The following is a 12,753-nucleotide window of genomic DNA, read 5'->3' as shown; positions in this document are numbered from 1 at the left end:
GTGTCGGCAGAGTGCCTGCCGAGGTGCACAAGAGTGCGACGGCAGGCGTTAGCCCGCAGTCACCTCACGAGTCCGAAAAGAAACCATTTTTTCGGATCACCTCCTTTCGCGTGTACCCACACCTTAAGAACCCCCGGGCCGCCGCCTCAAGCGATTTATCGCTGCGTTTTTACGGGAAACGGGATGTGTCTTGGGTCACAGTCGAGTTGAATGTGGCCGGGGGTGCCGGATGAGTGGCTCTGCGCGTGACACAGCGGGAACGGCCGGAGCGGCCGGAGCGGCCGGAACGGCGGGGACGGCGGGGACGGCGGCGGGGGTTCAGGGGCTGGCCGGCGGCGAACTGCTGACCGCCCTGCTCGACGGCATGGACGCGGCGCTCTGCGCGCTCGACGCGACCGGCACCGTCACCCACTGGAACCGCGAGGCGGAGCGCATCCTCGGCTGGAGCGCCCGCGAGGCCGTCGGGCGGCGCGGCTTCGCCGGCTGGGCGGCCCGCGGCGCCGACGCCGAGGAGACCCTGGGGCGGCTGCTGCGCGCGATGACGGCGCCGGGCCGCCAGGTGCACGAGTTCCCGCTGTTACGGAAGGACGGCGGCCGGGTCCTGGTCCGCGTCCAGACCACGGGTGTGCGCGGCGCCGACGGCCGGCCGGCCGGGGTGTACTGCGCGTTCACGGAGGTGCACGTCCAGCTCGACCTGGAGCGGTCGCTCGCACTGAGCGAGGCGCTGTTCGCGGACGCGGCCTGGGGCGTCGTCCTGGTCGACGTGGACCTGCGCCTGGCCGTCCTCAACGCGTACGCGGTCCGTGCCCTCGGCGCCGGCCGCGGCTCGCTGCTCGGCCGGCCGCTCGGCGAACTTGTCACGGACGGCCTGGAGGAGCTGGAGGGCGCCCTCCAACACGTCCTGGCGACGGGCGCGCCGCCCGAACCGGCCGATGTGTGGGTGACGCTGCGGGGCCAGGACAGCGGCCCGGACAGTGGCCCCTCCAGCGGCGCGAACGGCGAACGGCGGCGCTGCTGGCGGTGCGGTTTCGTACGGCTCGCCTCGCCGTTCGCCGAGGAGGCGGAGCCCGTACCGCTCGGTGCCGGCTGGCTCTTCCAGGACGTCACCGAGGCCCGCCGAGCCGAACAGGACGCCGACCGGCTGCGCTTCCGCTGGAGCCAGCTGCACCGGGCGGGCGCGGCCGCCGCCGAGTGCGAGGACCCGGTGCGGGCCGCCGCCGTCCTCCTGGACTTCGCCCTCGCGGGCTTCGCCGACCACGTGCTGCTCGACCGCGCCACGCCCGACGGGCGCCTGGTCCGGGCCCTCGCGACCCCGCTCGGCACCCCGGGCCCGGTCACCCCGGTCGCCTCGGGCGGCATCCCGCTGCGCTACCCCTCGTACCACCCGGCCCTCCAGGCCCTCGCCCACCCGGCCCCCGTGCGCACCGACGCCACCCCCGGCATCCCCCGCTGGGCCACCGACCGCCGCTGGCCCCCGGACACCGCCCACGCCCTGACCCTCCCCCTCCGTACCCGCGCCCGCACCCTCGGCGTCGTCACCTTCCTCCGCTCCCCGTCCCGCCCGCCGTTCGGCCGCGACGACACGGCGTACGGGGAGACGGTGGCGGGGCAGGTGGCGGCGGTGCTGGGCGAGACCTGGAATCAGGGAGTCCGGTAGGAAATCGGGGTGGAGCTGTCGGTCTGCTGTGCGATCATCGCGGCGATCGACGATGTCACCGCTCCTGGGGGGAACGGGAATGTCCCAACTTTCGGGTACGGCGCCGAGATCCGCGCCGTACACCGCCCTGATCGCCACACTCACGCTGTTGCTGTCCCTGCTGCTCCCGGTCCTGCCGATGGGGACGGCGGGAGTGGCGCGGGCGGCGGACGCTCCGGTGCTCACGGACTGTGTGACTGTGCCCGTGAACGACTACGGCTCCGCACCGACGGCCCCCTCATCGGCCGCGGACTGCAAGGTGTTCACCGCGCCCACCACAGGCCCGTACGACGTGTTCGGCGTCGAGCAGACGCTGAGCTCGCGCACCCGCCTCGCGGTGTACGACGCGACGGGCGCGACCGCGTGTGCCGCCGAGGAGGTGTGCCTGCTGACGGCCGGCCACACCTACCGGGTGGCCACCGTCGACCCGACACTGGTCCTCGACCGATCCTCGCAGCAGGGCTGTGTCCCGGCGGCACCCGGTGCCCTCAAAGGCGCGATCGAGGCGGCCGGCACCATCGACTGCCTGACCCTGTCGCTGCCCGAGAGAGCGCACGTGGAGGGCCTCACGCCGCGCGGGTCCGAGACCACGGTGGAGATCGTGGACGGGACCGGCACGAAGATCTGCACGGCGGGCGGTCTGGCCGCCCGCACATGCGAGCTGACCGGTCCCGCCCCGCATCGGGCGCTGGTCTCCACCGGCTCCGGCTACGCGCCGATCGGCGAGTACAGGCTGGCGCTCTACCGCACGGACGTGCCCAACGACTGCCCGGTGGTCCCGGCCGGTGACTTCACGGCGTCGAGCCCCAGGGCCTCGGTCCGGGGCGCGGCAGACGTCTTCGCCTACTGCTTCACGATTCCGGCCGACGACCGGCCGAGGACCGAGTTCGTCCGGACCGAGGCCCTCGACGGCGAATGGGCCGAGTCGGGCCCGAACCAGGGCTATCCCAGCAGGTACTCCTGGGCCGAGCACTCGGTCCTGGACGCGAAGGGCATGCGGGTCTGCGACTCCTCCTGCGCGCTCGCACCGGGCGTGGCCTACACCGTGCTCGTCCGCACCGAACTGTGGGACGGGTTCTCGGTCGTACGCCGCGACCTGACCGGCACGGTCGCGGGCTGCACGGAGCAGCCGGCGGTACCGGCCGGTGGTCCCTCGACGGGCGGCACCCTCGGCATCCATGGCACGGTGACCTGCCACCAGGTGACGACCGAGAACGCCGGGGACGTGCTGTATTTCGACTACCGGTTCGACGGGGGCGGAGACCTCGCCGTGTTCGACGAGGCCGGCCGGAAGATCGCCTGCGCCTCCGTAGGGTGCACCGTCACCGGTGCGACGCGGTACAAGGCCGTCATCGCCGCCCCGCGCAGCGTGGAACGCTCGTACCGCCTCGACGCGCTGCGCATCGCCACGCCGTCGGGCCCGGCTCCCGAGTGCGCGAAGGCGCTGAACCTCCGCGACGGCTACGGGCCGGTCAACGGGACTTTGGACGAAGAGCACACCGCCGTCTGCGTCGCGCTGGCCACCGCGTCCGACGACGACCTCGTGCTGTGGGTCACGGACCCCGGGGCCGAGGCCTCGCTGTGGGACGCGGGCTTGAGGAACACCTGCACCCGCCAGGTGGGCGGCTACCGCTGCAAGCCCGGAGACGGGACCACGCCGGCGGCGCCCGCCCCGACCATCCTGGTGGTGGGACTGCCTGATGACGCCTCTCAGGCTTCCTACCGTCTCCAGGTCGACTGCAGCAGGAGTATCAAGCGCCGCTGCGGCGTGGATCCGGTGTCCTTCTCGTCCGTCTCCCCGTCGTCCGCCCCGCGCGGCTCGCTCGAGATGCTGACCGTCCACGGCACCTCGCTGAGCACCAAGGACACGGTGAAGCTGTACAACGGCACGACCTGGCTGACCGCCACGCCGATCGCGGTCTCACCCGACGGCCGATCCCTGACGGTGACGGTGGACCTGAGCGCCGCCACCTCGGGCGACTGGTCCGTGCGGGTCTACTCACGGGGCATCAGCCCAGGGGGCCGGGAGTACCTGGTGGGCCACATCACCGTGACACCATCGGTCTCAGCTCTCGGCAGCTACAAGCCGCTCACGCCGACCCGGGTGATGAACACCATGGCGGGTGTGGGCGTGCCCAAGGCCAAGGTGGGCGCCGGTAAGACGGTGACCCTTCAGGTGACGGGCCAGTCGGGGATCCCGGCGTCCGGGGTGGCGGCGGTCGTGATGAACGTGACGGCGGTGGCGCCGACGGCCGCCGGTTACGTGTCGGTGTTCCCGGCGGGTACGGCGCGCCCGGCGACGTCGAACCTGAACTTCACGGCGGGCAAGACGATTCCGAACCTGGTCGTGGTGCCCGTCTCGGCGGACGGCAAGGTCAGCTTCTACAACCACTCCGGTTCGGTGGACCTCCTCGCCGACGTGTCCGGCTACTACGTCACCGACGGCTCCGGAGCCACGTACAAGCCCCTGGGGCCGGTGCGGGTGATGAACACCATCGCGGGCCAGGGTGTCGCCAAGGGCAAGGTGGCGGGCGGTAAGACGGTCACCCTCCAGGTGACGGGCACGTCGGGGATCCCGGCGAGCGGGGTCACCGCCGTGGTCATGAACGTGACGGCGGTCGCGCCGACGGCGGCCGGTTACGTGTCCGTCTACCCCGCCGGTACGGCGCGTCCAGCGACGTCGAACCTGAACTTCACCGCCGGGCAGACGATCCCGAACCTGGTCGTGGTCCCTGTGTCGGCCGACGGCAAGGTGACGTTCTACAACCACTCCGGTTCGGTGGACCTGCTCGCCGACGTGGCCGGTTACTTCACCACCGACGGGCTGGGGTCGGCCTTCAAGCCGATCGCTCCGACCCGGGTCATGGACGCCACCGCCGGTGCGGGCGGGACGGTGACCCTTCAGGTGGCCGGCAAGTCCGGTATCCCGGCGACCGGGGTCACCGCCGTGGTCATGAACGTGACGGCGGTGGCGCCGACCGCGACCGGCTACGTGTCCGTCTTCCCGGACGGGACCGCGCGGCCCAGCACCTCGAACCTGAACTTCACCGCCGGGACGACCATCCCCAACCTGGTCGTGGTCCCGGTCGTGAACGGAAAGGTGAGTTTCTACAACCACTCGGGGGCCACGCGGCTGCTGGCGGATGTCGCCGGTTACTACGTGTCCTAGGACCTGACACAGAACCCGGGGGCCGCGGCGAGTTCTCGCCGCGGCCCCTGGGGCGTTTTCCGGCCTCGGTGGCGAATTCGGTGGCGAATTCAGCGGCGAACTCAGTGGCGGAAGAAGATGCGGTCGCCGTACTCCGTCATCACGCGGCCGTTCCACTCGTGGCCGCCGTCCACGTTTCCCGAGCGCAGCAGCGGCGGCTCGATGCCGAGGCGGACGAGTTCCTCGGCGGCCGCGGCCATCGTGGCCTGCATGAGGGCGCTGGTGACGACCGTGGAGGCGGGGGCGAAGGGGGCCTCGATGGCCTCGTGGGTGAGTTCGGCATCGCCGATGGCGATCTTGGAGTCGAGGACGATGTCGCAGTGGTCCTTGAGGTACGTCCCCGAGACGTGCCGGGACTTCGTCTCCGTGGCGTACGCGACCGAGGTGACGCCGATCACGGTGAGGCCGAGGGCGCGGGCGTTCATGGCCATCTCGACCGGGAGGGCGTTGCGGCCGGACAGGGAGACGATGATCAGGACGTCGCCGGCCCGGGCGGGGGAGGAGTCGAGGACGGCGCCGGCCAGGCCGTCGACCCGTTCGAGGGCGGAGCCGAGGGTGGCGGGCATGACGTCGACGCCGACGACGCCGGGGACGGCGAGCAGGTTCATCAGGGCGAGGCCGCCCGCGCGGTAGACGACGTCCTGCGCGGCGAGCGACGAGTGGCCGGCGCCGAACGCGAAGAGCCGGTTGCCGTTCGCGACCGCCGCGGCGATGGCGGCGCCGGCGGCCGCGATGTCGTCCGCGTCCTCGTCCCGCACCTTCTGGAGCAGGGCGATCGCGGCGTCGAAGAACTGTCCGGCCAGCTTGCTCTCGCCCATGGCGGCGACTCCTTCTCGTCGTGGTCGCGGATCACGGTGCGGTCTGGACCATTGCTCTGTCAATACCGCCCCGCTCCGGCGCGCCCCGGTTGTCGGTGCGATGCGTCAGAATTGGTGCAGGGCCAGCGCACGACTCATCGAGGGGCACGTATGTCCGGACTGATCGACACCACGGAGATGTACCTCCGCACCATTCTGGAGCTGGAGGAGGAAGGTGTGGTCCCGATGCGCGCCCGGATCGCCGAGCGGCTGGACCAGAGCGGTCCGACCGTCAGCCAGACGGTGGCCCGCATGGAGCGCGACGGTCTGGTGGCCGTCGCCAGCGACCGCCACCTGGAGCTGACCGAGGAGGGCCGCCGCCTGGCCACCCGCGTGATGCGCAAGCACCGGCTCGCCGAGTGCCTGCTCGTCGACGTGATCGGCCTGGAGTGGGAGCAGGTCCACGCCGAGGCCTGCCGCTGGGAGCACGTGATGAGCGAGGCCGTGGAGCGCCGCGTCCTGGAGCTGCTGCGTCACCCGACGGAGTCGCCGTACGGCAACCCGATCCCCGGCCTGGACGAGCTCGGCGAGAAGGCCGAGCCGGAGTCCTTCCTCGACGACTCGATGGTGTCGCTCGCGGACCTGGAGGCCGGCGGCGAGGGCAAGACGGTGATCGTCCGGCGCATCGGCGAGCCGATCCAGACGGACGCCCAGCTGATGTACACGCTGCGGCGGGCGGGCGTGCAGCCCGGCTCCGTGGTGTCGGTGACGGAGTCCCCCGGCGGTGTCCTGGTGGGCAGCAGCGGCGAGGCGGCCGAGCTGGACGCGGATGTCGCCGCCCACGTCTTCGTCGCCAAGCGGTAGCAGCCACTCTTCCCGGGTCCTCGCCCCCCAGGGCCCGGGTCCTCGCCCCCCGGGGCCCGTTTTACGGCGGAATCGCCACGCACGCGCCCCCTCCCGTGCCACGCTTGGGGGATGAGGGCAGTCCTCCCGACGACACTGAACCCCGGCGCCTCGCGGCGCCGGGGTTCGTCCTCCCCTGATCTGACCTGGAGCCCCGAGCTCTCAAGGTCAGTCCCGTCGGACCGTTTTCCCCGAGCGGTCCGCCTCCCGCTGAAGATCTCCCCTCGGCAGAAGCCGTCAATCCTTGAGCGCTGTCACTCGAACGTGGGGTGTTGAGCGGCAGAAGCGCATTTTCGAATATGGGTTCGATACTCTGGCGCAGTTCCACAGGGCGCAGTTCCACAGGGACCGGGAAAGAGGGGGTGCCGAGCAGCATGGTGCGACGACTCGACGTCACGGGGGCCGACGGCGTACGCCTGGCGGCCTGGGACTTCACGGAACGGACCGCCCCGCAGAGCGGCCCCGGTGTCTTACTGCTCCACGGACTGATGGGCCGGGCCTCCCACTGGGCCCCCGCCGCCCACTGGCTCGCCTCCCGGCACCGCACGATCGCCCTCGACCAGCGCGGTCACGGCCACAGCGAGAAGCCCGCCGCCGGCCCCTTCACGCGTGAGGCGTACGTGGCCGACGCGATCGCCGCCGTCGAGCGGCTCGGCCTCGGCCCGGTCACCCTCGTCGGGCACTCCATGGGCGCGCTCACCGCCTGGCAGCTCGCCGCGGAGCGTCCCGACCTCGTCCACGCCCTCGTCATCTGCGACATGCGGGCCTCCGCCCTCGGCGCCGCCTCCCAGCGCGAGTGGCAGGACTGGTTCCGCCGCTGGCCGCTGCCCTTCCCCTCGCTCGACGCCGTCCGCCAGTGGTTCGGCGAGGACGACCCCTGGGTGGAGCGCCCGCACCCGGCCCGCGGCGCCTTCTTCGCCGAGGTGATGACCGAGCGCCCCGACGGCTGGCACCCCGTCTTCGACCCCGCCCAGATGCTCATCTCGCGCGAGACCTGGGTCCACGACGCCCACTGGGACTCCCTCGCCCAGGTCCGCTGCCCCACCCTCGTCGTCCGCGGCCTCGACGGCGAGCTCGGCCGCGCCGAGGCCCAGGAAATGGTCCGCGTCCTGCCCCGCGGGGCGTACGCGGAGATCCCGGACGCGGGCCACCTCCTCCACTACGAGCACGCGGACGCCTGGCGCGAGGTGGTGGAGCCCTTCCTGAACGGGGTTCTCACGTCCTGACCATCAGCTCGTGGCGTGTGCAGGGCATTTCAGCTCGCGCTGAGCGAAGGCGACGAACTGCTTCATCAGCGGGGGCAGGACGGTCTGTACCTTGCTCTTGTCAGGGGCGTCGTCCGCGAACAGGCGCAGCTCGATGTACTCGCCCGGCGAGTTGGGGTTCTTGGCGGGTTCGCAGGTGAAATAGGACGCGGCGCCGGTAGCCCAGATGATGCCCTTGTCCCCCGTATGAAGCGGTTTGGGCTTTGCTGGGTCCCATGATGTCCAATCAACGGAATCCTCGAATCCCCAGAGATAGGCGGTTGCCTCAAACTTCGGGTTTCCATCGATATAGAGGATGCAGGACGCGTTGTCGTGATCCTTGGAGAGCCAGAACGAGGAGCTGTTGGTGTCAAGCTCTGCTCTGTCGCCGGGCGGCAGGACGGGAGACATGTCGCTAGTGGCGAACACGTCCCAGCAGAGGCGGGCGGGCAGCTTCGGGACCGACTTCTCTTCACCGTTTGAGCAACTCGCCAGAACACCTGCCAGGATGACGACCGTTGACGCCCCCGCGACGGTACGGGCGAAGCGGCGCACGATCAACTCTCCTTGGGGGTTCGAGGGACGGCGAAAACACGCCCCACTGAGTGCGCTGCCGCCGTCTCAGTCGAGGCGGAGCCTTGGTAGTTGAGAATCTGCGCCGTCGTGAGATCGGTTCCTCGCGCAGCTCTCTCCACCGCCGATGCGGCGGCCTTCTTGGCGGCCGCCTCGGCGTTCGCGTAGCCCGACGCGGCTTCGTGGCGAGCGCCGTCCGACCTGTCGTCCTTCGCCTTCTCCACGGCCGATTCGGCGGTGTCCTCCTTGATCCAGTCCACTACATCGCCGCCAACGGGCAGCATCTCGATGTATTTTCCGCCCACGGCGTCAATGACGCGGTTCGTCCACTTCGTGTTCTCCTCAACGCCCTTGACGTATTCCTCGTTCTCATGGGCCTTCGCGTCGACAACGGCCTGAGCCCTCGCCTCGCTCATCATGCCGGCGATCTCACCGCCCGGATGGACGGCATTCCGTACGGCCTCGCCCATGTCACCGTGCCTCTCGGGGTGCTGGAAGACATCCGAGACCAAGGCCGTGGTGTACGCCTGCTGGGCGTTGGTGATCGCGCCGTAGGCATCGGGGTCCTGGCCGACCGCGCCGAGGAACTGAGCCATCTGGCCCTTGTCGAAATTCGCCATGACGCCGAACGGCTTGATCTGATGGGCGGCGTTCTCGGCGGTGGCCTGGAGGTCGGGCATGTATTCGGCAGCCATGTGGCCGAAGTTCCTGGAGAGCCCGCTGAGCGGCCCCGGCGGGTCGCCCGGCTTGGCCGCCACGAGTTCGGGCGCTTCGCCGATCTTCGCGACGGCCTTCTCCATCACGCTGCTCATGGTCTTGCTGTGCGATACGGGGGCCGCGTCCTCGTCGCCCGGAACCCGTCCGGTGACCGCCGCCTCCAGGGCGTTGCCCATGGCCGTCTGGCCGGGGCTCCGCTCTCCGAGACGGTCCGTGTCGTACCAGTCGTCGGACGGCTTCTTGCCGAGCGCGTAGTCCACGACGTCCTGCGCGTCCTTGCCCTTGAGCGCACCGTCCGCCAGCGTCACGATGCCGTCCTTGTTCGTGTCCTCCCGGACCGGCTCGTCGAAGAAGACCGCGGACGCGTCGGGGTTGTGGGCCATCGCCTCCATGAGGCCGGTCAGCGGGTTGAAGCCCTTGCCGCCCTCCTCCTGAAGGTTGAAGCGCGCGTTCAGGTCCGTCGGCATGTTCTCGGACCAGATGTTCGGGTTCTTCTTGTCCATGGCGACCATGTCCCGGCCGACGGACACCAGGAAGTCCTTGTCGTACTTCCCGTCCCTGAGGAGCGCCCCCAGGGCCTGGTAGCCGTAGAGCTTCGCGAAGCCCGCCCCCGGTACGTCGATCTGCTTGCGGCCCGCGTGCAGGAGCTGCGCCGTCCAGGCGGCGTCGAGGTGGTCCGGGGTGGACTTGTGGGTGGCGAGGCCCAGCATGGCGCCCATGTCGCTCTGGATGTTGCGGACCATGTTCGCCCGGTCCTGGCCGGCGGGCCCGAGGGACGTCGCGTCCAGTGACATCTTCGTGTACGCCTCAAGGGTGCCTTCGGCGCCCAGTTTCCGGTAGAACGCCGAGGAGAACTCGGGGTCGGCGCGGTTGTCGTCCAGGAGGTCTTCGAGCTCCCGCAGCGCCGCCACGTTGCGGGCCGTGCCGCCGTCCCCGGTGACCTGCTTGAGCAGCTTCGCCGCCCGGTCCACCTGTTCGGCGTCCAGGCTCTTGTACGTGGCGGCGCTGAAGTCGTGGTCGTCCTTCACGTTCGCCGCGAGGGCGCGCCTCAACGAGTCGTCGGCGTCGGCGCAGTCCTCGACGAAGCGGTCGATCTTCTGCTGCCAGGCTGCCACGGCCTCCTTCTGTTTCCGCAGGGCCGCCGGGTAATCCGGGTCATAGCTCGCCGCCGTGTCGCTCTCCAGGTCGTGGCGAGGGCTGACCTTGCCGTCGGCGCCCACGTGGATGCCGGCGGCCGGGCCCTCCTCGTCCCTGATCCTCACGAGCGCGTCCCTGGCGGTCTTGAACGACGTGTACGCGTCCGTCAGAAGCAGCTTGATGCCCTTCGCCTCGGCCTCGGCGTCCTCGAACTCCTTGGCCGTCTTGGCGATGAACGGCTTGGTGACGTCCGAGTTGGCGCCCTCCCACCGGGCCTTGTCCGACTTGGCCTTCATGCCCTGGCGAGCGTCTTCGGCGAGCTTCTCCAACTTGGTCGCCATGTCCGACCAGGCGTCCGCAGCCTCCTTCAGCTTGCCGACGGGCGCGTTGACGACGTCATCGAACGTGAGCACGGTGATCCCCTCCCCGTCACTCGAAGTAGCCGTTGATCTTGGACACGGAGAGCATGTCGCCGACGATGTCCGCGTCGTCCTTGGCGTGGGCGGACTTGCTGTAGTCGAGGTGGTTGGAGATGTGAGCGCAGGCGTCCAGAAGCGTGCGTAACTGGCTGTTCCAGCGGTCGTGCACCTTCAGGAGTTCCGAACCGCTGGTGAAGTTGCCGTTCGTCAGGGCGAGCGACGCGTTGAACGTGGACGGGCGGGCATGGTCACCGTCCCGCGAGAGCCGGCCGTACAGCAGGTACGCCTCGTGCCCGACGGCTCCGAGGTCATCGCTGTTCACCACCAGATCAGCGGCACCACCGGAGGCCCCCGGCCCCGGGCCCTCGGCGACATGGTCCAGCCGCGTCGGGGCGACCGAGTGCCGCCGAGAGGTTTCGCTCTTGATCTGTTCCCACTCGTTCCAGGCCATCACATACCCCCCAATCGGAGCTGCCTCCCCGTGCGGCAGCCCGTGACCGGCCGGTCATTTTAGTTGGCCGAGGATTGCAAGTGCACAGCGGAAACGCCGCGCGAATCGGCCAACTTGTGACCATGGGTGGGGGCAGGGGGCGACCTCGACGCAGGCGCCGCCCTGGTCGTCGCTGTAGCTGCTCTTGAACCAGTTGAGGTCGATGCTCATAGGTGCCGGTGCTGCTGCACGCGAGGGTGCTCGGCGCGATGCGCTGAGGGGTGCGTTCCGGCGTAAAGGTCCAGGCCAAGAGGGGCGTACGGCCGAAAAGCGCACCGGCGAACCGGCCATTCCCCTCACCCTCCGTTGACGGTCGGTCACATGCCGCCTAGACATGCCGTGTCCATGCCAGCAACGGAGATCGAGGTATCACGTGTTGGGCATACGCCACAGACGCAGAAACTCCATCGCGGCCGGCCTCGCCGCCGCCGTCGCTCTGTTCCTGATTCCCACCGCCGCCACCGCCCAGGCGGCGGCGGCTCCCCGCAAGGACGCCAGCCCCGCCGCGGCCGTCGAGCACGCCGTACCCGCGACCGAGGGCGCGAGGCTCGCCGAGTACTGGACGCCCGAGCGGATGGCCCACGCCAAGCCGCTCGACATGACCTACCGCGCGCCCAAGGGCGCCCCCGCCGTCCCGCAGGCGCCGCAGAAGCCGACCGGGCCCGCGACCACCGGCTCGAACCCCGTCGCGGGTCACGCGCCCGCGCCCGGCGGCATCAGGATCAGCGTCACCGCGACCCAGGTCGTCGGCAAGGTCTTCTTCACCGGCTCGGACGGCATCGACTACGTGTGCTCCGGCTCGGCCGTCAACAGCACCAACAAGAACATGGTGTTCACCGCCGGGCACTGCGTCCACGGCGGCCCGGGCAAGTCCTGGAACACCAACTGGCAGTTCGTGCCGTACTACGACCACGGCAACCGGCCCTACGGCACCTGGTCGGCCAAGACGCTCGTCGCCTTCAACGGCTGGACCCAGAGCGGGAACTTCGGCTACGACCTCGGCATCGTCATCACCTGGCCGAACGCCAACGGTCAGCTCGTCAACAACGTCGGCGGCCTCGGCGTCCAGTGGAACTGGCCCAAGGACCGCTACATGACCTCCATGGGCTACCCGCAGGCCCCGCCGTTCGACGGGCAGTGGCAGTACTACTGCGCCGCCACCACCTCCCAGCGCTCCTTGTTCATCACCGACCAGATCAAGATGCCGTGCAACATGACCGGCGGATCGAGCGGCGGTCCCTGGATCTACGGCAAGGACGACAACGTCTACTACAGCGGCTGGGTCAACGGCGTGAACAGCAACGTCGACAACGGGACCAGCCCGACCGAGATGCGCTCGCCGTACTTCGCCCAGTGGGTCGGCGACGCGTACAACACGTACTCCACCTACTAGACGTCGAGCGGATGTCCGGCCGTCGCGTCCACATGGCCGGGGTCGTGGGGGGGGGGGGGGGCCCCCCCCCCCCCCCCCGGGGGGGGGGGGGGGGGGGGGGGGGCCCCGGGGCCCCCCCCCCCCCGCGGGGGGGGGGGGGGGGGGGGGCCCCCGCGCCAACACACCACCCCACCAGG

General features: G+C 70.3%; 10 protein-coding genes. 5 read left to right on the top strand and 5 right to left on the bottom strand.

The window, feature by feature from the left end; all coding sequences use genetic code 11:
• The first annotated feature begins 229 nt into the window (after nucleotides 1-229).
• Entirely contained in the window at nucleotides 230-1,657 is a 1,428-nt protein-coding gene (locus ACIRSU_RS31345) for a PAS domain-containing protein (RefSeq protein ID WP_403799343.1), read from the top strand.
• Nucleotides 1,658-1,736: 79 nt separating this feature from the next.
• Complete coding sequence (locus tag ACIRSU_RS31340) at nucleotides 1,737-4,865, top strand: hypothetical protein (protein WP_403799340.1); 3,129 nt, start codon at nucleotides 1,737-1,739, stop codon at nucleotides 4,863-4,865.
• A gap of 101 nt (nucleotides 4,866-4,966) precedes the next feature.
• On the opposite strand, the gene ACIRSU_RS31335 is transcribed toward ACIRSU_RS31340, so the two are convergent.
• Nucleotides 4,967-5,722 carry an SIS domain-containing protein gene (locus ACIRSU_RS31335; RefSeq protein ID WP_403799338.1) on the bottom strand — a complete coding sequence of 252 codons (756 nt, stop codon included), beginning with the start codon at nucleotides 5,720-5,722 and terminating at the stop codon, nucleotides 4,967-4,969.
• A 150-nt stretch (nucleotides 5,723-5,872) separates the two neighbouring features.
• On the opposite strand from ACIRSU_RS31335, the gene ACIRSU_RS31330 reads away from it, so the two are divergent.
• Both ACIRSU_RS31330 and ACIRSU_RS31325 read left to right on the top strand, forming a co-directional pair.
• The gene (locus tag ACIRSU_RS31330) at nucleotides 5,873-6,565 is read left to right on the top strand and encodes a metal-dependent transcriptional regulator (RefSeq protein ID WP_403799335.1); all 693 of its coding nucleotides are present in this window, start codon (nucleotides 5,873-5,875) and stop codon (nucleotides 6,563-6,565) included.
• Between the two features lie 413 nt (nucleotides 6,566-6,978).
• A complete protein-coding gene (locus tag ACIRSU_RS31325) occupies nucleotides 6,979-7,830 on the top strand; it encodes an alpha/beta fold hydrolase (protein ID WP_403799332.1) in 852 nt (283 codons plus the stop codon).
• Nucleotides 7,831-7,833: 3 nt separating this feature from the next.
• On the opposite strand, the gene ACIRSU_RS31320 is transcribed toward ACIRSU_RS31325, so the two are convergent.
• The 4 genes from ACIRSU_RS31320 to ACIRSU_RS31305 are packed head-to-tail and all read right to left on the bottom strand — an operon-like array spanning nucleotide 7,834 to nucleotide 11,355.
• Nucleotides 7,834-8,403, bottom strand: a complete 570-nt coding sequence (locus ACIRSU_RS31320) for a hypothetical protein (RefSeq protein WP_403799329.1) — start codon at nucleotides 8,401-8,403, stop codon at nucleotides 7,834-7,836.
• Nucleotides 8,404-8,405: 2 nt separating this feature from the next.
• Nucleotides 8,406-10,688, bottom strand: coding sequence for a hypothetical protein (locus tag ACIRSU_RS31315; protein ID WP_403799326.1), 2,283 nt, complete (start codon nucleotides 10,686-10,688; stop codon nucleotides 8,406-8,408).
• Between the two features lie 16 nt (nucleotides 10,689-10,704).
• Nucleotides 10,705-11,145, bottom strand: a complete 441-nt coding sequence (locus ACIRSU_RS31310) for a hypothetical protein (protein ID WP_403799324.1) — start codon at nucleotides 11,143-11,145, stop codon at nucleotides 10,705-10,707.
• A 54-nt stretch (nucleotides 11,146-11,199) separates the two neighbouring features.
• Complete coding sequence (locus tag ACIRSU_RS31305) at nucleotides 11,200-11,355, bottom strand: DUF397 domain-containing protein (protein ID WP_403799321.1); 156 nt, start codon at nucleotides 11,353-11,355, stop codon at nucleotides 11,200-11,202.
• Between the two features lie 202 nt (nucleotides 11,356-11,557).
• Between ACIRSU_RS31305 and ACIRSU_RS31300 the strand changes: the two genes are divergently transcribed.
• Nucleotides 11,558-12,577: a trypsin-like serine peptidase gene (locus tag ACIRSU_RS31300; RefSeq protein ID WP_403799319.1), complete on the top strand. Its 1,020-nt coding sequence runs from the start codon at nucleotides 11,558-11,560 to the stop codon at nucleotides 12,575-12,577.
• The last annotated feature ends 176 nt before the right edge of the window (nucleotides 12,578-12,753 follow it).

The organism is Streptomyces sp. NPDC101160 (assembly GCF_044768205.1).
Taxonomy (GTDB): domain Bacteria; phylum Actinomycetota; class Actinomycetes; order Streptomycetales; family Streptomycetaceae; genus Streptomyces.
This window is presented reverse-complemented; position numbering and strand designations above follow the sequence as displayed.

Excerpts from the sequence above, each read along its gene's own strand:
- ACIRSU_RS31340 (WP_403799340.1), top strand. The coding sequence starts at position 1,737 with ATGTCCCAACTTTCGGGTACGGCGCCGAGATCCGCGCCGTACACCGCC.
- ACIRSU_RS31305 (WP_403799321.1), bottom strand. The coding sequence starts at position 11,355 with ATGAGCATCGACCTCAACTGGTTCAAGAGCAGCTACAGCGACGACCAG.
- ACIRSU_RS31335 (WP_403799338.1), bottom strand. The coding sequence starts at position 5,722 with ATGGGCGAGAGCAAGCTGGCCGGACAGTTCTTCGACGCCGCGATCGCC.
- ACIRSU_RS31345 (WP_403799343.1), top strand. The coding sequence starts at position 230 with ATGAGTGGCTCTGCGCGTGACACAGCGGGAACGGCCGGAGCGGCCGGA.
- ACIRSU_RS31330 (WP_403799335.1), top strand. The coding sequence starts at position 5,873 with ATGTCCGGACTGATCGACACCACGGAGATGTACCTCCGCACCATTCTG.
- ACIRSU_RS31325 (WP_403799332.1), top strand. The coding sequence starts at position 6,979 with ATGGTGCGACGACTCGACGTCACGGGGGCCGACGGCGTACGCCTGGCG.
- ACIRSU_RS31310 (WP_403799324.1), bottom strand. The coding sequence starts at position 11,145 with ATGGCCTGGAACGAGTGGGAACAGATCAAGAGCGAAACCTCTCGGCGG.